The organism is Flavobacterium ammonificans (assembly GCF_020886115.1).
Lineage (GTDB): Bacteria > Bacteroidota > Bacteroidia > Flavobacteriales > Flavobacteriaceae > Flavobacterium > Flavobacterium ammonificans.
On record NZ_AP025185.1, the window covers coordinates 268,691 to 294,591 of the forward strand.

The 25,901-nt window shown below is 34.4% G+C and carries 16 protein-coding genes; 4 read left to right on the forward strand and 12 right to left on the reverse strand.

Annotation, left to right across the window (positions count from 1 at the left end; translation table 11 throughout):
- From LPC20_RS01215 to LPC20_RS01230, 4 genes are all read right to left on the reverse strand, one after another.
- A complete protein-coding gene (locus tag LPC20_RS01215; protein WP_229325696.1) occupies positions 1 to 3,255 on the reverse strand; it encodes a VCBS repeat-containing protein in 3,255 nt (1,084 codons plus the stop codon).
- On the reverse strand, positions 3,248 to 6,547 hold the full coding sequence (locus LPC20_RS01220; RefSeq protein WP_229325698.1) for a CRTAC1 family protein: 3,300 nt from the start codon (positions 6,545 to 6,547) through the stop codon (positions 3,248 to 3,250). The genes LPC20_RS01215 and LPC20_RS01220 overlap by 8 nt, the downstream gene beginning before the upstream one ends.
- Before the next feature lie 194 nt (positions 6,548 to 6,741).
- Positions 6,742 to 8,277, reverse strand: a complete 1,536-nt coding sequence (locus tag LPC20_RS01225) for a RagB/SusD family nutrient uptake outer membrane protein (protein ID WP_229325700.1) — start codon at positions 8,275 to 8,277, stop codon at positions 6,742 to 6,744.
- A gap of 12 nt (positions 8,278 to 8,289) precedes the next feature.
- Entirely contained in the window at positions 8,290 to 11,283 is a 2,994-nt protein-coding gene (locus tag LPC20_RS01230; protein ID WP_229325702.1) for a SusC/RagA family TonB-linked outer membrane protein, read from the reverse strand.
- A gap of 488 nt (positions 11,284 to 11,771) precedes the next feature.
- Between LPC20_RS01230 and LPC20_RS01235 the strand changes: the two genes are divergently transcribed.
- The 4 genes from LPC20_RS01235 (at position 11,772) to LPC20_RS01250 (ending at position 16,929) form a co-directional block, all read left to right on the forward strand.
- Complete coding sequence (locus LPC20_RS01235; protein WP_229325704.1) at positions 11,772 to 13,346, forward strand: glycoside hydrolase family 32 protein; 1,575 nt, start codon at positions 11,772 to 11,774, stop codon at positions 13,344 to 13,346.
- Positions 13,347 to 13,392: 46 nt separating this feature from the next.
- Positions 13,393 to 14,721: a sugar porter family MFS transporter gene (locus LPC20_RS01240; protein WP_229325706.1), complete on the forward strand. Its 1,329-nt coding sequence runs from the start codon at positions 13,393 to 13,395 to the stop codon at positions 14,719 to 14,721.
- Positions 14,722 to 14,723: 2 nt separating this feature from the next.
- Positions 14,724 to 15,605 carry a carbohydrate kinase family protein gene (locus LPC20_RS01245; protein WP_229325708.1) on the forward strand — a complete coding sequence of 294 codons (882 nt, stop codon included), beginning with the start codon at positions 14,724 to 14,726 and terminating at the stop codon, positions 15,603 to 15,605.
- Positions 15,606 to 15,906: 301 nt separating this feature from the next.
- Positions 15,907 to 16,929, forward strand: a complete 1,023-nt coding sequence (locus tag LPC20_RS01250; RefSeq protein WP_229325710.1) for a LacI family DNA-binding transcriptional regulator — start codon at positions 15,907 to 15,909, stop codon at positions 16,927 to 16,929.
- A 1-nt stretch (position 16,930) separates the two neighbouring features.
- Here LPC20_RS01250 and queG read toward each other — a convergent pair whose 3' ends face one another.
- The 8 genes from queG to nrfD all read right to left on the reverse strand — a co-directional run bounded on the left by queG (position 16,931) and on the right by nrfD (position 25,878).
- Entirely contained in the window at positions 16,931 to 17,854 is a 924-nt protein-coding gene (queG, locus tag LPC20_RS01255; protein ID WP_420827836.1) for a tRNA epoxyqueuosine(34) reductase QueG, read from the reverse strand.
- A 10-nt stretch (positions 17,855 to 17,864) separates the two neighbouring features.
- Entirely contained in the window at positions 17,865 to 18,887 is a 1,023-nt protein-coding gene (gene ruvB / locus LPC20_RS01260) for a Holliday junction branch migration DNA helicase RuvB (RefSeq protein WP_229325711.1), read from the reverse strand.
- Positions 18,888 to 18,979: 92 nt separating this feature from the next.
- On the reverse strand, positions 18,980 to 20,764 hold the full coding sequence (locus tag LPC20_RS01265; RefSeq protein ID WP_229325714.1) for a cytochrome c oxidase subunit I: 1,785 nt from the start codon (positions 20,762 to 20,764) through the stop codon (positions 18,980 to 18,982).
- Between the two features lie 30 nt (positions 20,765 to 20,794).
- Positions 20,795 to 21,949, reverse strand: coding sequence for a cytochrome c oxidase subunit II (locus tag LPC20_RS01270; RefSeq protein ID WP_229325716.1), 1,155 nt, complete (start codon positions 21,947 to 21,949; stop codon positions 20,795 to 20,797).
- A gap of 20 nt (positions 21,950 to 21,969) precedes the next feature.
- Positions 21,970 to 23,379: a quinol:cytochrome C oxidoreductase gene (locus LPC20_RS01275; protein ID WP_229325718.1), complete on the reverse strand. Its 1,410-nt coding sequence runs from the start codon at positions 23,377 to 23,379 to the stop codon at positions 21,970 to 21,972.
- Between the two features lie 27 nt (positions 23,380 to 23,406).
- On the reverse strand, positions 23,407 to 23,952 hold the full coding sequence (locus LPC20_RS01280; protein ID WP_229325720.1) for a c-type cytochrome: 546 nt from the start codon (positions 23,950 to 23,952) through the stop codon (positions 23,407 to 23,409).
- Between the two features lie 8 nt (positions 23,953 to 23,960).
- The gene (locus tag LPC20_RS01285) at positions 23,961 to 24,485 is read right to left on the reverse strand and encodes a DUF3341 domain-containing protein (RefSeq protein ID WP_229325722.1); all 525 of its coding nucleotides are present in this window, start codon (positions 24,483 to 24,485) and stop codon (positions 23,961 to 23,963) included.
- Positions 24,478 to 25,878 (reverse strand): NrfD/PsrC family molybdoenzyme membrane anchor subunit, encoded by a 1,401-nt coding sequence (gene nrfD, locus LPC20_RS01290; protein ID WP_229325724.1) that lies wholly within the window; start codon positions 25,876 to 25,878, stop codon positions 24,478 to 24,480. Before nrfD ends, LPC20_RS01285 begins: the two co-directional genes overlap by 8 nt.
- Positions 25,879 to 25,901: the final 23 nt, after the last annotated feature.

Here is a 25,901-nt window from a genome sequence, read left to right on the forward strand (position 1 = left end):
TTATTTATTTCGAGGCAGCTCGTATACTTCTGCTTTCTTATTGTTGATAGTTACCAAAAGGTATTTCTTACCATTAAACGGAATAATATCTAAATGGCGTACTGCTTTTTGAGACAAATCTATTCCAAGTTGGTGACCCAAATAAATGGTTTTATGGCTTTTGATTAGAGCTCCAGAAAATCCATCGAAACGACTATGATAAGGCGTTACACCAAAGTAATTCCCTGCTGCAAAAATCTCTTGTTTTCCATCACCATCAAAATCTGATGCAACAAAACTTGTAATTGGACTTACCTGCATTTTGTTAGAAAACGGCACAAAGGTAAATTTTCCCTTGTCATTTCTCAAATATCCCGATTGTAAATTATGCACTTCATATAAGGCTGCTTTTTCTAAAAGCGTTGCATCAAAAATTTCTTCGACTTTTTTACCTGCAAAAGATTTATAATTATTGAATTTTTTCTTCAACATACCACTGAATTCTTCTACTAATTCATCTAATCCCATTGTGGGATAATAATTGCCATTTTTCTCTATGGCTACTATGGTTTCAAATGTTCCATTAAGGTCAAAATCATCATAATACATCTTCATTGGAAATTCTTTTGATGATTTGAATTTGGAATTCATTCCCCAATTACCCACTACATAATCTTGATCGCCATCTTGATCAATATCAAATGCAGCTATTGATTGCCATAAACCATTCAATTTTTCAGGCAATACACTATCTGTAATTTCTTTGAAATTCCCTTTACTATTGGCGAAAAATTTAGGTTTCATCCATTCGCCAACAACAATTAAATCTAGATTTCCATCTTTATTAAAATCAGTTACAATAGCATCTGTAACCATTCCAATTCCAGAAAAAGTGGCCGCTTGCACAATAGTAAAAATGCCTTTATTGTTATTGAACAAATAACAGTCTGGCATCTTTCCAAAACTATTGTACTTTGAATTGTTCCCAATAAACAAATCTAAATCACCGTCTTTATCGTAATCAAACGCTTTAATCACCGATGCATTCATTGCCTTCGTTTCTGGAAAAATACTTTTAGTCAAACTAGCTCCTAAATACATACGATGAACCAAATCAGCAGCAAATTGTCCACTTCCAGAGGCTACTATCAAATCGTTTTGACGATCTCCATTAAAATCAGCAATAACTGCTGACGCATCTTCATAAATTGAATCCGAAATAATTGAAGAAAAATTCTTTCTTGTAAATCCATTCCCATTTTGAAGGTATATTGCCGCTTGTTTTCCTTGTGCCCCTCCAAAGAAAACATCACTTTTTCCATCATTATTTAAATCGCCAATAACTGTTGCAGGTCCGCGATCCGAACGTTGGTATGGAATCAATTTTTGGGCTGTAAAATCAACAAAATCATTTTCTTGATGTATAAAATCAATTCCTAAATTGGTGGTTGATTTTTTAAAAACAGGTAGCACTCCAGCTTGTAACGTTGCATAATTAAATGATTTTCTATTCTTATTGGGATTAACCGTAAGTGTTTGATTCGTTTTTACCTTTTTGAGCGTTTGGTATGTTTTATCGGGCCAAATGATTTGAACAGAATCAACCTGAGTGCTATTTCCAAAACCAAAATGGGCTATTGGTTCTGAACTGGATTGAAAACCACGTGCCGTTTGAATGTCTTTAAATTGCTTTTGTCCTTTTACATACGAAATGACTTTGGCACCAACACCAAAAGTGTTTTTCCCTCCAAACTGTAGTTTAATTTTTAAATAATTTGCTTTTTCATTAGTGGTATTGATATAAATAGAGGCAACACTATTTAAATTATTAGTCACAACGTCTAAATCACCATCGTTATCCAAATCGGCATACGCACCTCCATTAGAAATAATGGAATCGTTTTCTATCCAATCGTTAGAACGATTTTTAAATTGTAAATCTTTAGACCCTTGAAAGATGTAATTAGTAACATTAGCCGAAGGCATTTTATTCAAAGCTTGTTTGTCTAATAATTTAGTCGAACTTAACTTGGTTTTTATACTTGAATTCGAATAGTATTTGATGTAATCCAAATCGTTTGGTCTTTTTGGGATTCCATTGCATACAAAAATATCTTGTTCACCATCTTGATCATAATCAGCAAATAAAGTACTCCAACTCCAATCGGTTGCTGCCACACCACTCAAAAGCGCAGTTTCAGTAAAATGCTTACCTCCTTGATTGATTTGCAACATGTTTCGAGTATACTGATAGTGGTAGCCTAACTTTTCTGTACGGTATTTTAACATTTGTGGGTTGTCATCACCTGCAGATGATTTTAAAGCAGTTTCGTCCTCAGGAAGCATGTCCAAAGTCATTAAATCTGGAAATCCATCGTGATTAATATCGGCAGCATCTACTCCCATTGAGAAGCGGCTGGTATGTCCGAAATAACTTTTCATAGACTCAGTAAAAGTCCCGTCACCATTATTCAAATAATAATAATCATCTTCGTGAAAATCATTAGAAACATAAATATCCGGATTGCCATCTAAATTAAAATCGGCAATAGCAATTCCTAAACCATATCCGTTAGCTCCTCCAAAAATTCCTGCTTTTTCGCTTACGTCCACAAAATGACCGTTGTTGTTTTGAAACAACTTATCGCCACTTTCGTAACTTCTTTTATTTCTAATATCCGCTTTACCATAAGAGGACTCTGAATGTATCGCATGATTCAACAAATACATATCCAAATCTCCATCATTATCATAATCAAAGAATGCAGCCGATGTACTGAAATTGTCTAAGTCTAGGCCATATTCTACAGCACGTTCAGTAAACGTATTGTCTTTGTTGTTAATGTACAATTCGTTGTGCCCTTCAAAGCCGTTGATTCCTACTACAGCACAAACATAAATATCCAAATAACCATCGCCATTAACATCCGCCATTACAGCCCCTGTGTTCCAATCGCTTTCGCCTTCAACACCCGCTTTGATAGAAATATCTTCAAATTTATTTCCGCCTTTATTCAGGTACAATTTGTTTTTTCCTTGGTTAGACGTGAAATAAATATCTACCAAACCGTCATTATTGATGTCGCCTAGCGCCACTCCGCCCCCATTATAGTAATACAGATAATCTAGAATAGAAATCCCTTTAGACTCATCCAATTGGTTCACAAACTGCACCTTACTTTCGTCAGGGGACAATTTGTCAAACAATTGATTTTCTTTTTTGGAACAGCCCGAAATAATTAGTGAGGCTACAACTATTTTGATGAAATTATTCATTGATAGTAAACAGTTTAGGTGAACCATTATTTACTACAGCAATAAATGAAGTGGTTTTATTTTTAGTTCGAATAGTTTTCATCTTTTGCACTTCGCCAGTAATAAATAGTCCTGATTTTGGATACGACACAAGACTAAATTTTCCTTTTTTATTTCCCAATAAAACACTTCCGTGACTGGCATCCAAACGACCAAATTGAGGTTTAAATTCGTATTGATTGCCTCCTAAAACAATATCTAAAATTCCATCTTTGTTGATATCCATCACACAAGAAGTGTTGACAGTTGACAACTGTACCTCTTGAGGCATTATCTGTATTTCAAATTGACCATTTCCTTTGTTTATAGCAATGATACTCTCTTGAATAACTGCCACTTTTTGTAGAGAATTTGCAATCACTTCTGGCGAAAAAATCTCTTGAATGGATTTCTTAGCATAATCGCTATAACTCAAGTTTTTCTTCTTGATAGAAGGGATTTGTTTTGCCAATTCTTGCTTCAAATTAATCGGCATGTCTTTTTCATCGATTGTTCGTGTAGTAATTTGTTCAATCGTTCCGTTACTATCAAAATCATTAGTAAACAATCGCATCGGATTTTTAGCTGTTGCTTTGTACGATGTATTTTTTCCTTTATTCCCTAGAATGAAATCTTTTTTGCCATCCTTGTTTATATCAACGCATTGTACTGAATTCCAAAACCCAGTGTAGTCCGTTAAATTGGATTTAAAAACAGTCAAACGTTTTCCTGAATTTTTGAATATTTGAGGCGCCATCCAATCGCCAACAACGATTAAATCTTTCTTCCCGTCATTATCAATGTCTTCCCAAACGGCATCTGTAATCATTCCTGTAGCATTAAGCTTAAAAGCTTTTTTATCAATAACATTAATGAAATTTCCTTTCCCGTCATTTTCTAATAATAAATGTTTTGGGTCGATACCATACACTCCGGGAACACTTCTACTACCTATAAAAATATCTACATCACCATCTTGATCATAATCGTAAGGAGCAATAACGGCAACATTGGCACTTGCAGAAGGAATCGCAGTTTTGGATTTTGTAAAAACTCCTTTTCCGTTGTTCAAATACAAACGGCTTTTAAAATTTTCTGGACTAGTTCTTTCATTCCCACCAGAACCTACTACTAAATCCAAATCACCATCACCGTCTACATCGAGAAAACTAGCGGCAGTATCTTCAAAATTGGCATCAGCTTCTAAAGCTGCTTGGGAAGTTGGACTAAAATTAGTTCCTTTATTTATATATAGTTTTCCAGATTGTCCTTTGGCTCCGCCTACAAACACATCTTCATTTCCATCACCATTAACATCCCCAACAGCTAATGAAGGGCCTTCTTGAGAAAGCATTTTAGAGATCAATCCTTCATAATCAAAATCAATGAAATCATTTTCTTTGTGCGCTACCCAGTTGGAAGCAACTTCTTTTAATAGTGGTTTTGTAGTTGTTGTTTTAACTACATAATCTGATGTAGCATTCGCAATTGATAAATTAACAGTGGTGTTTAAAGCAACTTTTCTAATCATTTGCGTTTTGCCATTTGGCCAAATAACCTGCATTGAATCCACTATTTTGGTTCCTAAACCAAACGTCATTACATAATCTACAGACGATTGAAAACCTCTTGAAGGTATTAACTCCTGACGAATAATTGATTTACCAGAATACAATTCTACAACACTTCCTACTGCAAATTTATTTTTAAGATCACCTTTAAGTTTCACTTTTAAAAAGCGATTGGCTTTATTTTTTTCTGAGTTATTTCTGTAAACAAAAGATTCCATGTTCACATTATTCACAACTAAATCTAAATCGCCATCATTATCTAAATCGCCATACGCTGCACCATTAGAGAAACTTGGTGTATCCAAGCCCCAATTTGTAGCGTTATTTGTAAAAGTCAAATTGCTGTTATTTTTGAATGCATAATTAGGTATAGGAGTGCTTGGCATTTTAGCAATGATCGTTTCAATATCCTCTTTCTGACCCGTCACGACCATTTTTTGCATTAATTCATTGGCAAAAAAGTCCATAAAATCCTGATTAGTCAAATCATGGTAAATACCATTACATACATAAATATCTTTGTACCCATCATTATCCATGTCAAAAATCAGTGCGCCCCAACTCCAATCTGTTTTTCCAACTCCAGCAAAGTTGGCGATTTCAGTAAAATGAGTTCCATTATTAATATGCAAAGCATTAGACATGTACTGATTAAAGAAATCCATGTTTAATTTTCGTCGTAATAAATCATAATTTTCAAAACTAGTAGTCGTTTTAAGACGTTCATCGCCTTCAGGTAACATATCGGTAGTGAAGATATCAGCTCTTCCATCATTATTGATATCAGCTAAATCAGCACCCATAGAAGACTGACTCAGGTGTGTTGCCCAAGTTTGAATTTGTTCAGAAAACGTTCCGTTTTTATTATTAATATACAAATAGTCTCTTTCATAAAAGTCATTGGATACATAAATATCTGGATACAAATCCCCATTGACATCACCAACAGTAACTCCTAATCCAAAACCAATCAAACTTCCAAAAATACCCGAAGTCTCACTGACATCAACAAATTTTCCGCTATCATTGCGAAGTAACTTATCTCCACCGCCTTTTAATATGTCAGCCACTTTCCAATCTTTGTCACGTAACTCTCTTTTATTAGAATAGTTCAAAGAACTCACTGGAATAAAGCTATTGTTTAAAATATAACAATCCAAATCACCATCTTTATCGTAGTCAAAAAAAGCGGCATGAGTAGTAATTCCAGTATCTGCTAAATTGTATTCAGCCGCTTTTTCTGTAAAAGTGCTGTTTCCATTGTTAATATACAATTGGCTTTTTCGTATTGAATCAATATTATTGCCTGCATCCAAAACATAAATATCTAAAAACCCATCACCATTAATATCGACCATCACCACACCGGTTGACCAAGCCTTTTTCCCTTGAATGCCTGATGCAACTGAAATATCTTCAAATTTGAAATCCCCTTTATTGAGATACAATTTATTAGCTCCCTGATTTGAAATAAAAAAAATATCCGCTAAACCATCATTGTTGATATCTCCAATAGCTACTCCACCTCCATTATAAAAATTTCGGTATTTGAAAATATTCATATTCTCTCCATTTTTAACCTCATTGGTAAAATCGATACCTGTTTGAGATGCATCCAATAGCGTAAACAAAGAATCAGAATTGCCCTTAGAACAACTCACAAAAACAGATAAAGAAACAAACAAAAGCAGGCGGTACAACATGGTCAAATTCAGATTTATTTTATAACTATAATATGCAGCAATTTATGTAAAAAGGAGTAGATAAAAAAATTAAAAATAGCTTAAAATAGTACTGAAATTAAACTAAACTGCATAAAAAAAGAGCCCTAAGGCTCTAAAAAAAAAATGAGGAGGGTAAGTACCCTCCTCATAATATTTAATCAAAATCAAGATTACTAGTAACCAGCGTTTTGAGATATGTTTGAATTAAACAATGCCTCAGCAGGAATTGGGTATAAAACATATTTCTTATCAGAAGTATATGGTTTTAAACCTCTAGCAGCAAGGAATTTTCCAAAACGAATAGCATCGTTTCTTCTCCAACCTTCCCACCATAATTCTCTACCTCTTTCAGCATAAATACCATCCAAAGTAGCAGGAGCAGCAGCAACGCCAGCTCTAGTTGCTAAACGAGTCATGATGTCTCCAACTGATCCTGAACCACCTCTTGCAATTGCTTCAGCTTTCATTAACAAAGCATCTGCATAACGCATCAAAACTAAGTCATTATCTGGTTGACCAAGATTATCAGCATCTGGAATGTACTTAATAGCACGAACACCAGCTGTTTCAAGAGTTTTACCTGAAGTAATCAAAGTAAGAGCTCTAGTAAAATCCATTGGATTATTGTTTCTATCTTTCAAAGCATTTGCAGAACTTACAACTCCGTCTTTATACATTTGACCTTCTAAGAAACCAATCCCTTTACCAGCTGCATCAACTGTAAATTTATATCCTGAAACAGCGTGATGTGCACGATTATCAGCAGCATTAAATGTACTATAGTAATCTGCTACAGTAGCAAATCCATTCCATCCGTCTGGAGTTTGGTTGTAGTGATTACCCATTCTCCATTTAGACTGCATGTTTCCACCGTCTCCTCCTTTGTTATTTTTAGAAGAAAAAATAACTTCTGAAGAAGTATTGTTGTTAGGAGAAAAGTTCAACCAATAGTTTGAAGCTAATGTATTAGAAATAGCGTCCACATTTTGAACTACTTTGGTCATATCAGCAGCAGCAAATGTATACGGTCCTGCTGGATCAGCAGCAGTAAATACCGCTTTATTCAAATAGAATTTAGCCAATAAGAAATGTGCAGCATCTTTGTTAGCAATACTTGCATCATTAGCAGTTCTTGCAGGTAATGCACCAACAATAGCCTCTAATTCTTTAATGAAAAATTCTGTTGCTTCTGAACGAGTCCATACTTTAGGATCGTCAGTTAAAGCTGAACCAGCTGGTCTGTAAGGCGCTTGTCCAAACAAATCAATTACATTATAGTAGTACCAAGCACGTAAAAAACGAGCTTGAGCTACTTCAGCAGCAGTACCACCATTTTCAATGATCAAATTACATTTGTAAGCATTTGATAACAAATGATTCCATGCATTACGTACTTCTGGATGATCAGGAGCCCATGTATGTGTGTGGATTTGTCTCCAAGCACCATTATCGTCCCAGTCACCTCCACGCGTAGGTCCAACCATCGCGTCAGTTGACATTTCATCCATTGCATACACACCACCTTGCCCGTTAAAGTCTCTCAACCCCTCGTAAGCAGATTGTAATGTAGCAGATGTGTTTACTGTACCACCTGCGGTAGTAGCATTGGGAACACCATCTAAGATTTCTTCATCTAGATTTGTACAACCAATACTAAAAGAAGCTATACCTAAGTATAAAAATCCTTTAATTAAATTATTTCTTTTCATTATTAAATAGTATTAAAATGTTACATTAAGACCTAAAGCAAATGCTTTTGAACGTGGGTAAGACAAGTAGTCAATACCTGCAGAAGGAACTCCATTTAATGATTTATCAGTGTTCACCTCAGGATCAAATCCAGAATAGTTAGTGAACAACAACAAGTTTTGACCGTTTACAAAGAAACGTGCTGATTTGATTTTCATTTTTTCTAAAGCAGCACCTGTAAAAGTATATCCAAAAGTCAAGTTACCCATTCTTAAGAAATCTCCTTTTTCTAAGTACTTAGTAGAAGGTGAGTTTGGATCTCCAGCATCTTGTGGAGAAGTAGCTACACTAGCAGGTACGTTTCTTCCACCATTGAAAGCTCCTTTAAAAAAGTAAGCATTAGCCGTATTGTTATACAAATAGTGACCAAAAGCTCCGTAGAAAGAAACCGCTGCATCAAAGTTTTTGTAAGCTACATTAGTAGAGAAACCTAAGTTCATTTTTGGCAAACCTTGTTTTCCAACTAATTTTTTAGCCGCTAAACCTAAAGTAGCATCTGCACCAGCTGCATCTGCATAGATTGAAGCTCCTGCAGCATCATATCCTCTAAACTCATACATATAGTAGCTGTAAATTGGCTCATTATTAGTTACAACTTGAGCAAAAGCTCCAGTTAAACCTTGACCATTCAAAGCACCAGCTTGGATAAATCCAGCAAAGTTTTCCATTTTATTAGATAAGAAAGAAGCATTAGCAGAGATATCCCAAGTTAAATCTTGTGTATCAATCAATTTGTAATTAGCACTCACCTCAACACCATTGTTAATTAAGTTCCCTGGCAAATTCACAAAACGTGGAGATGGTGGACCTGGCTGAGAAGCAGCAGCAGGTACTGGGAAAATTAAATTTTCAGTATCTCTCATGAAATAATCAACAGAACCAGTTAATCTGTTATTCAATAAAGCAAAATCTACTCCAAGACCAGAAGATGTAGTAGTTTCCCACTTCAAATCTTCGTTAGCATTGGTATCAACATTTAATGATCCATTGTTTCCATAAGAAGCACGAGCTACAGCAGAATTCACCGCAAACTCTTGGTTACCTGTGATACCGTAGTTAGCTCTTAATTTAATACTGTTTACTAAACCTGCTTTATCTTCAAATACTTTGTATCCTAAACCTACTGCAGGGAAAGAACCGTATTTGTTGTTCGCTCCTAACTTAGTAGAACCGTCAGCACGTAAAGATGCAGTAATTAAGAATTTCTTGTATAAAGTTGCATTTGCTCTACCAAAGAAAGACTGTAATTCATTTCTATTTCTGAATGAAGACGCACGGAATTCATTTTGTAAACCTCCTTCGATGTTATCGATTAAGTTAGTTTGTTTTGGATCAAAACCTCTCGCTGAGAAGTTACTACCGTTAACAGTATAGTCATAGTAAGAATAACCTGCTAATGCATCAAAGATAAAGTTATCGTTGAATGTTTTGCTATAATTCAAAGTATGCTCAAATGTTCTGTTCAATCTTTCGATTTGAGTTACACCAGCTTGACCAAATTTAACTACAGAAGATCCTGGAGCAGTCGCTTGTGCAACGTTTTGAATTTGAATCCCTGGAGATAATTGAGATTTTCTTGTAGAATTAGAAGTCTCAACACCAAATAAGAATTGGTAGTTCAAGTTATCGTTGATTTTCAAAGTAGATTTAATACTAGCTAACAATTTGTTAGTGTTTGTATAATCAGTATAAGCATCAGATAACAAGGCTGGATTTAAGAAAGAGTTGTTAATTCCAGTTCCACCATTAGGTGACATATTATATGAACCATCTGCATTATTCAATTTATCAGTTGGGTTCCAGTACATTGCAGCACCGATTAAGTTACCAATGAAACCTGCATCATTTGAAATCAAAGCAGCCTGGTCTCTCAAATTAGAATAATTTACTTTAGTATCTACTTTTAAAGCACCACCAAAGAAATCGTTTGAGTTGTTTAAAGCAAAAGTGTATTTGTCTAAACCAGTTTTGTTAACGATCCCTTCTGTGTTAGAAGCACCAATAGAAACACGTGTAGATGAGTTTTCAGTTGATTTAGTGAAAGATACATCATGGTTAGAAGAAAATGCATTTCTCATGATCGCATCTTCCCAGTTGTAACTTCTTGACCCGTTATCTTTTCCACCATTAGCTACGAATTCATCCGCAGACATTAACTCTAAATTACTTGCCAATGAGCTGAAAGTAAATGAATTAGAGTAAGTCAATTGTGGCTCTTTCGATTTTGATTTTTTAGTAGTAATAACTACAACACCATTTGCTCCACGAGAACCATAGATAGCTGTAGAAGACGCATCTTTTAAGATAGTCAAACTTTCGATATCATTTTGGTTGATAAAGTTCAATGGGTTTCTAGCTGATTGAGTTCCTAAACCAGTATCATTTCCTGGAGAAACATCACCACCATCCAAAGGCACACCATCAACAACGATAAGTGGTCCATTTCCAGAACGGATAGATGAATTACCACGAATTCTGATGCTAGCAGCAGCTCCTGGCTCACCACTTGACTGTGTTACTTGAACACCAGCAACCTTACCTCTTAATAAGTCAGCAGGGTTAGGCGCTCCAACATTGTCAAAGCTTTTTGAACTCAATTGATCAACTGCACCAGTTGCATCTTTTTTCTTCACAGAACCGTAACCAATTACGACTACTTCTTTCAATTCTGCTGAATCTTCTTTTAAAGTAACATTTACATTACTTCTTCCTGCTACATTTACTTCTTGAGTTTTAAGACCAATGTAACTAAAAACTAAAACTGCGTTTGAGCCAACATTTTTGATAGTAAATTTTCCATCAAAATCAGTTTGTGCTCCTTTTGTAGTTCCTTTAACTAATACAGAAGCCCCTGGAAGAGGTCCGCTAGCATCGGAAACAGTACCTGACACATCTTGCGAGTATGTCAAACTTGTACATAGCATGGTTAGAAAAACCATCAAGCCTTTAAGTAGACTATTTTTCATACGTAATAAATAAGTTGGTTAATAAATGGTTTGTTTTAAATTATGGAGTCAAACATACTATATTTTTTGGGAAAAAATTAAGAAAAATGCAACTATATCGATTTCGCTGTATCGAAAACGTTTTCGATTAAAAATTGATATCGCAAAAAAAGAGTTTTAAAAATACACTTATTGCAAAAAAAAACGACTAAAAAAACACATTTAATAAGATTTATTTAGATGTATTGACAAATCAATGAATTTTCTTTATCAATTCAATAAAATAGTTGCGATTATTGCGAATTCTTCAAAAATGCAAAAAAAGGTGCTTAAAGTAAAAAAAACGAAAATTATTAGGTATTGATTTTTTGTTCTAATCAATCCATTTCTAAAATGAATCCAAATGACAATTTCGACAACGTTTTCGACTGTGTAATGAAACGATACTCATTTCGTTTTGTCAATTGTATGTAAAAGAATATTATTTTTAAACACTTTAAATTTTAAACATGAAAAAACTAACATTGAATTGCTTGATTGTTTTATCTCTACTAACAAACTGCATTTCAGCCCAGAAAAATAGAACCATAGAAATCTCAAGCTCGAATACAATAGCTACTGATTCCTCTCTATGGCACAAAGAGCCTTACCGCCCACAGTTTCATTTTTCTCCAGAAAAGAAATGGATGAATGACCCTAACGGAATGGTATACTATAAAGGTGTTTACCACTTATTTTATCAATACTATCCCGAAGACATTGTTTGGGGTCCTATGCATTGGGGACATGCAACTAGCTCTGATTTAATTCATTGGAAGCATCAACAAATCGCTTTGTACCCAGATGAATTAGGTTATATTTTCTCAGGGAGTGCTGTAATGGATATTGAAAACACCTCTGGTCTTGGCACTAAGGAAAATCCAGCGATGATTGCAGTATTTACCTATCATAATATGGAGTTTGAAAAAGCAGGTAAAATAAATACTCAAACTCAAGGACTGGCTTACAGTTTAGACGAAGGAAAAACCTGGAAAAAATATGAAGCAAATCCTATCATCAATAATACTGCTTTAAAGGATTTCAGAGACCCAAAAGTATTTTGGAATGCAGCAACGAAACAGTGGAATTTGGTCCTGGTTGCTGGAGATCGCGCACAATTTTACACTTCTTCCAATTTATTACAATGGAAATTGGAAAGTGAATTTGGACAAGATAAAGGTGCTCATGGAGGTGTTTGGGAATGTCCAGATGTATTTCCTCTTAAAATCAACGGTACAAAAGAAGAAAAATGGGCACTCTTAATTAGTATCAATCCTGGTGGTCCTAATGGAGGCTCAGCCACACAATATTTTGTAGGGGATTTTGATGGAAAAAAATTTACTACCAATCAAAAAGAAACGAAATGGGTGGATTATGGTACTGACAATTATGCCGGAGTTACCTATAATGATGCTCCCAACGGAGAGAGACTGTTTGTTGGATGGATGAGTAATTGGAATTATGCCCGAAACACACCAACCAGCAATTGGAGAAGTGCTATGACTTTGCCAAGAACTCTTTCTCTTTCAAAAATAAATGGAGATTATGTATTGCAAAGCAAACCCGTTGCACAAATCAACACAATAAAGACTACTGATTATTCTGCCAAAAAAATAGTTGTATCCAAAGAAAACGCAACTACTTTTAATTACAACAATTTAAACCAATCTCAAATTCATTTAACGGCAGAAAATAAAAACCTTAAAATCATTTTTTCAAATGATGCAAACGACTCTCTGGTTTTAGAATATGATGCAAAAAACAAATTGTTTTCTGTTGATCGACGTCAGTCAGGAAAAGTGGATTTTGAAAAAAGTTTTGGCGAAAAGATTCATACCGCTCCCACTGAAAATTTAACCACTGCAACGATCGATTTTCAAATTATTTTGGATTGGTCGTCTATTGAAATTTTCTTAAACGGAGGAGTGTATTCGCTAACAGAACAAATTTTCCCCAATCAACCTTATAACAAACTTACTATTGAGTCTAACGACAAGCAAGAAATTAAAAATATAACTATCGACTCTCTAAAAGGAGTTTGGTAAATTGCATTTTTTCAATTCAAAATTAACTCAACCAAAAAAAAATAAAATGAACAACAAAAAAATTCTTTACTGGTCCATTGTGGTAGCCTTGGCAGGATTCTTATTCGGTTTTGATACCGTTGTAATTTCAGGTGCCGATAAACAATTACAACAACTTTGGGGGTCTTCCGATTTATACCATGGGTTAGTCGTTATGTCCTCTGCACTATGGGGAACTGTTATTGGCGCTTTATTTGGTTCTTATCCAACCAATATTTTAGGGCGAAAAAAGACCTTAATTATTATTGGATTTTTATTCTTCCTTTCTGCAATTGGAACAGCTTTTGCAACAGACGCCGTGTTTTTTGCTGTTTTTCGTTTCCTTGGAGGAATTGGAATTGGTGTTTCTACTATAGCTGCTCCTACTTATGTGTCTGAAATTGCTCCTGCTAAAGACAGAGGGAAATTAGTAGCTTTGTACCAATTCAATATTGTTTTTGGAATTTTGATTGCCTTTACATCTAATTTTTACTTACAAGATATTGGCGAAAATTCTTGGAGATGGATGTTAGGAATTCAAGCTTTCCCAGCATTCGTTTACACCCTATTGGTATTTGGAATTCCAGAAAGTCCGCGTTGGATTTTTGAATATAAAAAAGATAGAGCGCAAGCTATTTCTATCTTACAACAAATCAATTCGGACGAGCAAGTGAAAGAAGAAATTGCCGCTATGGAAGAGGAAACCGCTCAAGAAACCAAAAACGAATCCATTTTTATGAGTAAATATAGAAAACCTTTGCTATTGGCTTTTTTCATTGCATTTTTTAATCAACTTTCAGGAATTAACGCCTTTTTATATTATGCCCCGAGAATTTTTGAATTGGCTGGATTAGAAAAATCAGCTTCTTTTTTAAGTAGTATTGGAATTGGAATAATCAATTTAATTTTTACAATGATTGGAATTTCTTTAATTGACAAATACGGAAGAAAAACGCTGATGTATTTAGGTTCTTTTGGTTATATTATTTCCTTGGGACTTGTAACTACAGCATTTTATTTTGAATGGAAGGGAATGGCAATCCCAATTTTCTTTTTCTTGTTTATTGCTTCACATGCCATTGGTCAAGGAGCTGTAATTTGGGTTTTCATTTCAGAATTATTCCCTAATAAATTAAGAGCTGCCGGAACATCATTTGGAACCTCTGTTCACTGGGTATTGGCCGCTTTAATCCCATCATTCATTCCATTTTTATTCAAAGAAATTGGAACTACAACAGTATTTGCTATCTTTTCCTTGATGATGGTATTTCAACTGCTTTGGGTATTCTTTAAAATGCCTGAAACTAAAGGAAGAACATTGGAAGAATTGTCTGAAAGTTTATCTAATACAAAATAACAATGGCTACTAAAATAGTTTGCTTTGGCGAGGTTTTATTTGATGTATTCCCAACTCATACAAAAATTGGCGGAGCTCCTCTAAATGTTGGTTTACGATTGGCTTCACTAGGAATCGAAACACAAATAATTAGTCGAATTGGTCAGGATGCAAAAGGAAAGGAGCTTTTAGATTTTATCGAAGCAAATGATGTAAGTACAACTTATATTCAAACCGATAGCCACTTTTCAACTGGGGAAGTTACTGTAAAACTTGACGAAAAAGGATCCGCTTCTTACACTATCAATTATCCTGTAGCTTGGGACAAAATCGAAGCTACCCCTGAAGCACACGATATTGTTTCCTTTGCAGATGCAGTCGTTTTTGGTAGTTTAGTTTGTCGAGACACCGCTTCTTATCAAAGTTTATTAAGCTTATTAAACGTTGCTAAATACAAAATATTTGATGTGAATTTAAGAGCGCCTTTTTATACCAAAGAATTGCTTTCAGACTTAATGAACAAAGCTGATTTTATCAAATTTAATGATGATGAATTGTATGAAATTAGCGCCAATTTAGGTTCTCCATATCATTCATTGGAACAAAACATGCAGTTTATTGCTGAGAAAACAAACACCCAACATATTTGTGTCACTAAAGGAAGTCACGGGGCGGTATTATTTTATAACGATCAACTATTTTACAATAGCGGCTACAAAATAACGGTGGCTGATACTGTGGGTGCAGGCGACTCTTTTTTGGCTGGATTGTTGTCCAAATTATTGGCAGGAATTGCACCACAAGAGGCCATTAATTTCGCCTGTGCTTTAGGAGCATTAGTAGCTCAAGAAGAAGGGGCAAATCCAAAAATTTCAAAAGAGAGTATTAAGGCGTTTATGCAATAACTAAAATTGCCCAAACTATTTACTATAGAATTAAACAATGCTTATTTATTCTTTTTAGAAAAAAAATCATTCGAAGAAAGCGATTTTCAATTCAATTTGAAGTCGCTTTTTTTAATTTTTATTCACTAAAACCAGTAAAATTTCACATAATTAATAGTATTTGTAATTAGTATTAAAAATGAACATTTTATTTCAAAAAAATATATACCTTGGCAATCGAACCCAAAGTATAGCCAATGAATTTTAAACGATTTTTGGCAGTATTGCATCCTTACTTTGTTGTGATTCAAAATCAAGAAAAATGAAAAACATCACTTTAAAAGAAATTGCATCCACTCTAGGAATTTCCATAACGACCGTTTCAAAGGCGCTTAAAGATTATTCTGATGTAAGTGAAACAACTAAAAAAGCGGTTAAGGAGTTGGCGTTGAATCTCAATTATACGCCGAATAGTTTTGCAGTTAATTTAAGAACTAAAGAGTCTAAAACAATAGGCTTAATCATACCCGAAGTATCCCATTATTTTTTTTCAAACATTATTAAATCAATAATTGAAGAGGCAGAAAAGAATGGTTATTTAGTTATTATTTTACAATCTAACGAAAGTCTTGAATTAGAAAAAAAACAAGTCGAGTTACTAATCAATAAAAGGGTAGATGGGATTTTAATTTCGTTATCCAATGAATCAAACAATGATTCTCACATCCAAGAGATAATAGATAGAAAAATTCCTCTTGTGATGTTTGATAAAATCGCCAAACTAGCTAAATGTTCAAAAGTAATAATCGATGATCAAAAGGCAGGTTTTGACGCTACGCAGCATTTGATAGATAGTGGTTGTAAAAAAATTGCTCATATTCGCGGACCTCTAAATCCACAGAATTCAATAGATCGCTACTTAGGTTATAAAAAAGCTTTAGAAAGAAACAACATTCCTTTTGATTCAAAATTAGTCTATACTTGTGAAAAAGTTTCCTTTGAAGAAGGTAAAGAATTTGCAAAACAACTCTTGGAAGACCATCCAGATGTTGACGGCCTTTTTGCTATAACTGATTTAGTTGCCGTTGGCGCCATCGACTATTGTAACTCCAAAGGAATAAAAATCCCTGAGGAACTAAAGATTATAGGATTTAGTAATTGGTTTATGTCTCAAGTAATTAAACCCAATTTGAGCACTATAGAACAACCTAGTTATGAAATGGGCATCACTGCTTTTAATCTACTTTTAGAAGAAATGACCTGTAGAAAAGAGGAAGAGAAATTCGTTCCAAAAACAATTGAACTTGAAACCAATATTGTGGTAAGAACATCAAGTGAATGCTAAATCAATTTTTTAAGAAATTGATATTACGCTTAATCCCTTCGAATTTAGTACGCTTAATTGGCGAATTTTTAAAGACTTTCAAAAAAACTTCTTCTGTAATTTCCTCCCAATCTTTTTTTGAAAAAGATAATATGTCTGGGTTGGGATTGAATAATGGTTCATTGTGCGCTCTGGAAAAACGATTCCAGGGACAAACGTCTTGACATACATCACAACCAAATGCCCAATCGTCCAATTTCCCTTTAGCTGCTTCAGGAAGATTTTCTTTTAACTCAATGGTATAATACGAAATACATTTGCTTCCATCAACCTGATAAGGTGCTATAATTGCCTGAGTCGGGCAGGCATCAATACAGGCAGTACAAGTCCCACAATGATCGGTTGTTGGATTGTCGTAATCTAAATCTAGATCAACAATTAATTCTGCAATAAAGTAAAAAGAGCCTACTTTTTGAGTAATGAGATTACTGTTTTTACCAATCCATCCTAAGCCACTTTTAGCAGCCCACGCCTTATCTAAAACAGGTGCTGAATCTACAAAAGCACGACCTGAAACTTCACCTATTTGGTCTTGGATTGCATCTAGCAATTCTTTTAGCTTCTCTTTGATTACAAAATGATAGTCTTGCCCGTAAGCATATTTAGAAATCTTATACGAATCTTCTCTTTGTAATTCAGAAGGATAGTAATTGAGTAAAAGCGAAATGACACTTTTGGCACCGTCTACTAATAATCTAGGATCTAAACGCTTGTCAAAATGGTTCTCCATATAAGACATTTGTCCATGACGGTTATTTTTAAGCCAATTTTCGAGTCGGGGAGCTTCATCTTCCAAAAAATCAGCTTTGGATATACCACAGGACAAAAAGCCCAGGCGTAAGGCCTCAGATTTAATAAATTGTGAATATTTTGATTTATTTGAAATAGTAATAGAATTAAAACAAACCTCCTTGGATATTCATTTTCAATTTGCCTAAATGTTGATATGCTTTATCGGTTACTTCACGACCGCGAGGAGTTCGCATTATAAAACCTTCTTGAATTAAAAACGGCTCATACACTTCTTCAATTGTTTCACTACTTTCTGAAACAGCGGTAGCCAAAGTTGTTAAACCAACTGGACCTCCTTTGAATTTATCGATAATAGTATTTAGAATTTTATTGTCCATTTCATCCAAGCCATGCGCGTCGACATTAAGTGCTTTTAAAGCATATCTGGCAATTTCTATGTCAATTGTTCCATTGCCTTTAATTTGCGCAAAATCACGTACTCTACGAAGCAATGCATTAGCGATACGAGGTGTGCCTCTACTTCTGCCTGCAATTTCAATTGCAGCTTCAAGATCAATAGGCATTTTTAAAATACTAGCACTACGTTCAATAATGGTAGTTAAAAGTTCCGTTGTATAATATTGTAAACGAGAGGAAATTCCAAAACGGGCGCGCATAGGCGCAGTCAATAATCCAGAACGGGTAGTCGCTCCAATTAATGTAAACGGATTTAAATTGATTTGAACTGTTCTAGCATTTGGTCCCGACTCAATCATAATATCGATCTTAAAGTCTTCCATTGCAGAATACAAATACTCTTCAACAATTGGACTTAAACGATGAATTTCATCAATAAACAAGACATCACGTTCTTCAAGATTGGTTAGCAAGCCAGCTAAATCGCCTGGTTTATCCAATACTGGTCCAGATGTTATTTTGATACCTACTTGCAATTCATTAGCCAAAATATTGGCCAATGTAGTTTTACCTAAACCAGGAGGCCCATGAAATAAGGTATGATCTAAAGCCTCATTTCTTTGATTTGCAGCTTCTACAAATACCTTTAGATTTTCAAGAATTTGATCCTGACCAGCAAAATCATCAAATGAAAGCGGCCTTAATCTTTTTTCAAGATCAAGTTCTTCTGGATTATATCCGTTTGTAGTTGGATCTAAATTTTCGTTCATAACACAAAGATAGAGAAAGATTACTTAGAAATTTATAGTAAGTAATAAGTTGAAATAAAAAAGCCTCTACAATAGAGGCTTTTTTTATAATTCTAGTGATTCAAAACGACTTCACCTGGTTTCATCGGAACAGTTTGCGGAACAAAGTCTTCGTCATGAGCAGGATTGCTGTAATCATAAGGCCATCTATGAACTTCCGGAATTTCTCCTGGCCAGTTACCGTGCATATGTTCAACAGGGGTTGTCCACTCTAAAGTGTTAGATCTCCAAGGATTCTGTTCGGCTTTTTTACCGTAAAAAATACTAGCAAAAAAGTTGTATAAAAACACTAACTGAAATGCTCCACCAATTAATGCAAAAGTCGTAATCAAAACATTTACATTTTGCAAATCATCAAATAAAGGGAAGTTAGTATTGGTATAATAACGTCTTGGTAAACCAGCTAATCCAATAAAGTGCATTGGAAAGAAAACTCCATAAGCACAGACAGCTGTAACCCAAAAGTGAATGTACCCTAAATTTTTATCCATCATTCTACCGTACATTTTTGGAAACCAGTGATACACACCAGCAAACAAACCATACAAAGCAGAGATACCCATAACTAAGTGAAAGTGAGCTACAACAAAATAAGTATCATGTACATTAATATCTAATGTGCTATCTCCAAGAATAATTCCAGTCAAACCACCTGTGATAAAAGTAGAAACCAAACCAATAGAAAATAACATAGCAGGGTTCAATTGTAAATTACCTTTCCACAAAGTAGTGATGTAATTAAATGCTTTTACAGCAGAAGGTATTGCAATTAATAAAGTAGTAAATGTAAATACCGACCCTAAAAATGGGTTCATTCCTGAAATAAACATATGGTGACCCCATACAATTGTAGATAAAAATGCAATTGCAAGAATAGACATAATCATCGCTCTATAACCAAAAATTGGTTTACGAGAATTTGTTGCAATAATTTCAGAAGTAATTCCTAATGCTGGTAATAATACAATATACACCTCAGGGTGTCCTAAGAACCAGAATAAGTGTTCAAATAATACAGGAGATCCTCCTTGATAATGTAAAACTTCTCCAGCAATATAAATATCAGATAAGAAAAATGAAGTTCCAAAACTTCTATCAAAAATCAACAACAAAGCAGCTGACAATAAAACTGGAAAAGAAACAATACCAATAATTGCAGTTACAAAGAAAGCCCAAATAGTTAAAGGCAATCTAGTCATTGTCATTCCTTTAGTTCTTAGATTAATTACAGTAACAACGTAATTTAATGATCCCATTAACGAAGATGCAATAAATATAGCCATAGAAACTAACCAAAGTGTCATACCAGTTCCTGAACCAGGAATAGCTTGAGGCAATGCACTTAATGGAGGGTAAATTGTCCAACCAGCTGAAGCAGGACCTGCTTCAACAAATAAAGAACAAATCATAATAACACTAGACAAAAAGAACAACCAGTAAGATATCATATTCATAAATCCAGAGGCCATATCTCGTGCACCGATTTGAAGTGGAATTAATAAGTTACTGAAAGTACCACTAAGACCTGCTGTAAGTACAAAGAATACCATGATAGTTCCATGAATAGTAACTAGTGCTAAATAAATATCATTTCGCATTACTCCATCAGGAGCAAACTTGTCACCCAATAAAACATTGAAAATTTTAAATGACTCTTCTGGCCATGCTAATTGCATTCTGAAAAGTAAAGACATTCCAATACCAATGATACCCATGATGATACCTGTGATAAGGTACTGCTTAGCAATCATTTTATGGTCAATACTAAATATATACTTAGTAATGAACGTTTCTTTATGATGATGATCGTGTTCGTGACCGTGTCCTTCTACTGACATAATTATATACTTTATATATTCTTAAATTAATTATTTCATTACAACCTTAGAAACAGTATCCAAAGAAACTGCTGTAGAATCAATAACAGTTCCCTCTGCAGCCGAAGCAGGCTCGTTTGACTCCTTAACTTTCTGAACTAATGATACTTGTTCTTTAAACCATTTATTATAGTCTTCAGGAGTATCAACAACAATCTTCATCTGCATATTGTAATGTGAAGCTCCACAAATTTTATTACACAACAATAAATAGTCAAAAGTGTAAGGGTCTAAAGCAGTGTTACCTGCTGCAACTAATTCAGCACTTTTTTGAGTTCTAATTTTATTAATACGCGCTACTTTCTCAACCATAAAAGGTAATTCTCTATACTCTAAAGTAGTATAAGTAGGAGTAAAAGCAAATTGAGTAACCATCCCAGGAACACAATTCATTTGTGCTCTAAAATGCGGCATATAGGCAGAGTGTAAAACGTCTTGAGAACGTATTTTAAACAATACTTTCTTTCCTTTAGGAATATGTAACTCTGATGCAACAAAATCATCTTGTGCGTTAGGATCAGCTAAATCAACTCCTACATCATTAACTCCGTCAATTAATCTTACGTTTGCTTTACCTAAAACGTTATCAGCACCGGCATAACGCGCAGTCCAACCAAACTGTTTAGCATACAACTCTATAACAATAACATCCTCATCTTCATCAACAAACATAATATTGTTCCAAGCATACAATCCATATAATATAAGACCAGCTAAAACAATTGCAGGAATAGAACTCCAAATTGCTTCCAACTTATTATTATCAGCAAAGAATAACGCTTTTTGATCTTTTTTACCTCTGTATTTAAAAGCAAAATAATGCAATAAAACTTGAGTAACAGCTTGAACAATAAATATTAAAACCCAAGTAATATTCATCAATCTATCAACATCTGTTCCATGTTCTGAAGCTGGAGTATGAAGAGGTAAGTCTCCCCACTTTAATAAACCATAAATAGTAAAAATATAAATGAAAGCTAAAAAGCCAAACATTAAATATCCTTGAACATTATTATCATTATCAGTTGCTATTTGTGAGTCATTCGAATTTGAATTACCTACCTGAGTTAAATCAAATATCTTGGTTAACTGCCAAATTGCAACAGCCAATAAAACTAAAACTATAATTACCAACAAACTTGTCATCTGTTTTTATTTAAATATTATTAATAATGAAAATGTTTACTCTCTTCTATAAATGGATTTCTTTTAGCTAATAAAGGTGCTTTAGTCAATGCAGTAAAGACAACATAAATAAATAAACCTAAAAAGAAAAGAATAGATGCAATTTCAGGAACACCAATAAACCATTGGTCACCAACTGTACCAGGCATAATCATGTTAAAGAAATCAACATAATGACCCAATAATATTACAACTCCTGCCATAACCAATACCCAAGTAATTCTCTTGAAATCAGTATTAATTAAAATTAATAGTGGAAACAAGAAGTTCATAGCTACTGCTCCAAAGAATGGTAAATTATACAATTGGATACGTGTTACATAGTAAGTAACCTCTTCAGGAATATCAGCATACCAAATTAACATGAACTGAGAAAACCATAAGTACGTCCAGAATACACTAATCCCAAACATAAACTTAGCTAAATCATGAATATGACTTGTGTTAACGTGTTCAAGATATCCTTTAGATTTAAGGTATAGTGTAACCATGGCAATTGTTGTAATACCACTTACAAAGAAGCTTGCAAAAACATACCATCCAAAAAGTGTACTAAACCAATGTGGGTCAATAGACATGATCCAATCCCAAGACATAATTGACTCAGATACAATAAAGAATACTAAAAATGCAGCTGACATTTTAAAATTCTTTTTGTAATACAAGTTATCATTAGCTTCATCTTGTGCTAAACAATTTTTTCTTGAATAGTATTGATAAAGGCTCCAACCTAATAAAAATATTGCAGCTCTAGCAATCCAAAAAGGAAAATTTAAATACCCTGCTTTACCAGCAATAATATGATCATAAGCACTGCTATTAGGATCCGTTACACCTTCACCTAACCATACAAATAGATGATTAAAATGTAGACCTGATAATATCAATAAAATGAAAAATAAAACCGAACCAACTGGTAAGTATGATGTTATCCCTTGCATCACTCTGAACAATACTGGTGACCAGCCTGCTTGAGCAACTTGTTGTATTGCATAAAAAGCTAAAGCGCCCAAAGCAATTAACATAAAAAATATACAAGCAACATATAAAGCAGCCCAAGGCTTATTTTGTAATTGGTGCAGTACATGAGTCAAATGAGCTTCATGTTCAGCATGAGCATCAACCACATGAGCTTCCGCAGCATGACTTTTATCTTCGTGTGCAGCAGGTGCAGCATGAGAATTTGATTCATGACTTTCAGCCTTAGCAGGATGAGAATCAGTTGCCTCATGTTTAGCAACATCATGACTACCATGACTATCTGCAGCTAAAAGTTTCTCAACTTCTTTAATATCTTTAGGAGCAGTATAAAAACCATACCCAATACCTAAAAGACCAACAGCCATAAGTATTAGAGAAAAAGTTTTTAATTTACTTGAAAATGTATACATATCTTTTACGATCAGTTTGTTCAACAATTATAATTCGCTTTTAAGTTTAAGAACATAGTCAGCAACTAACCAACGCTCTTTTGCATCCAATTGATTGGCATGAGAACCCATAGAATTAAGTCCATAAGTAATTACATGAAAAATACTTCCTTCAGTAATTGGTCTATCTGCATAACTAGGTACGCCTAAGAATTTTTCTCTCTCTACTAACTTCCCTTTGCCATTTCCAGATGCCCCATGACAACTGATACAATAAATTTCATATAGCTCTTGCCCTTTAACAATATCTTTTTGGATAGAATCTAAAGGTGATTTTAAATTCGCTTTAGCTAATTCGTAGCCTTCAGTAGAATTTTCATATTCATACACATCAAAACCTCTTTTTAAAGAACCAGTAGCAGGAAGTTGACCTTCTTTACCATCTTTAAAAGCGTCAGATTCAGAATACGTCTCATATCCAACAGCTTCGTACATGTTTGGAAAATACTGATAATTAGGAGCAGTTTTATCATGGCACGATACCATTACTGTGGCAAAACCTAATAATAACGTTATTTTAAATATACTTTTCATAACTTTAATTAATGCTTTTCTATAACTTTTACTTCAACAGCTCCAGTATTTTCAAAGAATGAAACTAACTCTGCTTCATTATTATTAACTGCAACTTCCATTAAAAAATGGTCATCTGTAGTTCTTACATCTGGATTCTCTGCTTCTTTAAATGGCCATAATTTACTTCTCATGTAAAAAGTAATAACCATTAAGTGAGCGGCAAAAAATACAGTTTCTTCAAACATAATTGGAACAAAAGCAGGCATGTTTTCAATGTAACTAAAACTTGGCTTACCTCCAATATCTTGTGGCCAGTCTTGAATCATAACATAATTCATCATCCAAGTACCAAATGAAATTCCGCATAAACCGTACAAGAAAGCACAAATTGCTAAACGTGTAGGGGCTAGACCCATTGCTTTATCCAAACCATGAACAGGAAATGGACTAAAAACTTCTTCAATGTGATGATGAGCTGCACGTGTTTTCTTTACAGCGTCCATTAAAACATCATCATCATTATATATAGCGTATATTACTTTATTACTCATGGTGTGATTCTTTATTTGCTCTTTCTTTAATGTAATTATCTCCAGTTGCTTTTAATATTGTTTTTACTTCTGCTTGTGCAATCACAGGGAAAGTTCTAGCATACAATAAAAACAATACAAAGAAGAAACCTATTGTTCCAATGAAAATACCAATGTCTACGAAAGTTGGTGAGAACATTGTCCATGAAGATGGAAGATAATCTCTGTGAAGTGACGTAACAATAATAACGAAACGTTCAAACCACATACCAATATTAACGACAATTGAGATGATAAATGAGAACATAATACTAGTTCTTAATTTTTTAAACCACATGAATTGTGGAGAGAAAACATTACAAGTCATCATAGACCAGTAAGCCCACCAATAAGGTCCAGTAGCTCTATTCAAAAATGCATATTGTTCGTATTCTACACCTGAATACCAAGCTACAAATAGCTCTGTAATATAGGCAACACCTACAATAGAACCTGTAATCATGATTACAATGTTCATTAACTCAATATGTTGAATAGTAATATAAGCTTCTAAATTAGATACCTTTCTCATAATGATAAGCAAGGTATTTACCATTGCAAATCCAGAGAATACAGCACCTGCAACGAAATAAGGAGGGAAAATAGTAGTATGCCATCCTGGTATTACAGAAGTAGCAAAGTCCATCGATACAATAGTGTGAACAGAAAGTACAAGAGGAGTTGCTAAACCTGCAAGAACTAAAGATACTTCTTCAAAACGTTGCCAATCTTTCGCACGACCACTCCATCCAAAACTTAATATAGAATATACTCTTTTGTTGAAAGGTGTAATTGCTCTATCTCTTAACATCGCAAAGTCAGGCAACAAACCAGTCCACCAGAAAACTAATGAAACTGAAAGATAGGTAGAAATCGCAAATACGTCCCATAATAATGGTGAATTAAAGTTAACCCATAAAGATCCAAATTGATTTGGAATAGGCAATACCCAGTAAGCCAACCAAGGACGACCCATGTGAATAATTGGAAATAAACCCGCTTGAATTACAGAGAAAATGGTCATTGCCTCAGCTGAACGGTTAATTGCCATTCTCCATCTCTGACGGAAAAGTAAAAGTACCGCAGAGATTAATGTACCAGCGTGACCAATACCTACCCACCAAACGAAGTTGGTAATATCCCAAGCCCATCCAACGGTTTTATTTAATCCCCATGTTCCAATTCCTGTAGATACAGTGTATACAATACAACCTAGTCCCCAAAGGAAGGCTGTTAATGCGATTGAAAACACAATCCACCAATGTTTATTTGCCTTACCTTCAACAGGAGCTGCAACATCTACCGTTACATCGTGATATGATTTATCACCTATAACTAAAGGTTTTCTAATGCTTGATTCGTAGTGAGACGACATAATCCTTTATCTTGTTTCTTAAT

Coding starts and splice junctions, on each gene's coding strand:
- LPC20_RS01220 (WP_229325698.1), bottom strand. CDS start 6,547: ATGTTGTACCGCCTGCTTTTGTTTGTTTCTTTATCTGTTTTTGTGAGT.
- LPC20_RS01270 (WP_229325716.1), bottom strand. CDS start 21,949: ATGACAAGTTTGTTGGTAATTATAGTTTTAGTTTTATTGGCTGTTGCA.
- LPC20_RS01215 (WP_229325696.1), bottom strand. CDS start 3,255: ATGAATAATTTCATCAAAATAGTTGTAGCCTCACTAATTATTTCGGGC.
- LPC20_RS01245 (WP_229325708.1), top strand. CDS start 14,724: ATGGCTACTAAAATAGTTTGCTTTGGCGAGGTTTTATTTGATGTATTC.
- ruvB (WP_229325711.1), bottom strand. CDS start 18,887: ATGAACGAAAATTTAGATCCAACTACAAACGGATATAATCCAGAAGAA.
- LPC20_RS01235 (WP_229325704.1), top strand. CDS start 11,772: ATGAAAAAACTAACATTGAATTGCTTGATTGTTTTATCTCTACTAACA.
- LPC20_RS01240 (WP_229325706.1), top strand. CDS start 13,393: ATGAACAACAAAAAAATTCTTTACTGGTCCATTGTGGTAGCCTTGGCA.
- LPC20_RS01265 (WP_229325714.1), bottom strand. CDS start 20,764: ATGTCAGTAGAAGGACACGGTCACGAACACGATCATCATCATAAAGAA.
- LPC20_RS01250 (WP_229325710.1), top strand. CDS start 15,907: ATGAAAAACATCACTTTAAAAGAAATTGCATCCACTCTAGGAATTTCC.
- LPC20_RS01230 (WP_229325702.1), bottom strand. CDS start 11,283: ATGAAAAATAGTCTACTTAAAGGCTTGATGGTTTTTCTAACCATGCTA.
- LPC20_RS01225 (WP_229325700.1), bottom strand. CDS start 8,277: ATGAAAAGAAATAATTTAATTAAAGGATTTTTATACTTAGGTATAGCT.
- LPC20_RS01280 (WP_229325720.1), bottom strand. CDS start 23,952: ATGAAAAGTATATTTAAAATAACGTTATTATTAGGTTTTGCCACAGTA.
- LPC20_RS01285 (WP_229325722.1), bottom strand. CDS start 24,485: ATGAGTAATAAAGTAATATACGCTATATATAATGATGATGATGTTTTA.
- nrfD (WP_229325724.1), bottom strand. CDS start 25,878: ATGTCGTCTCACTACGAATCAAGCATTAGAAAACCTTTAGTTATAGGT.
- LPC20_RS01275 (WP_229325718.1), bottom strand. CDS start 23,379: ATGTATACATTTTCAAGTAAATTAAAAACTTTTTCTCTAATACTTATG.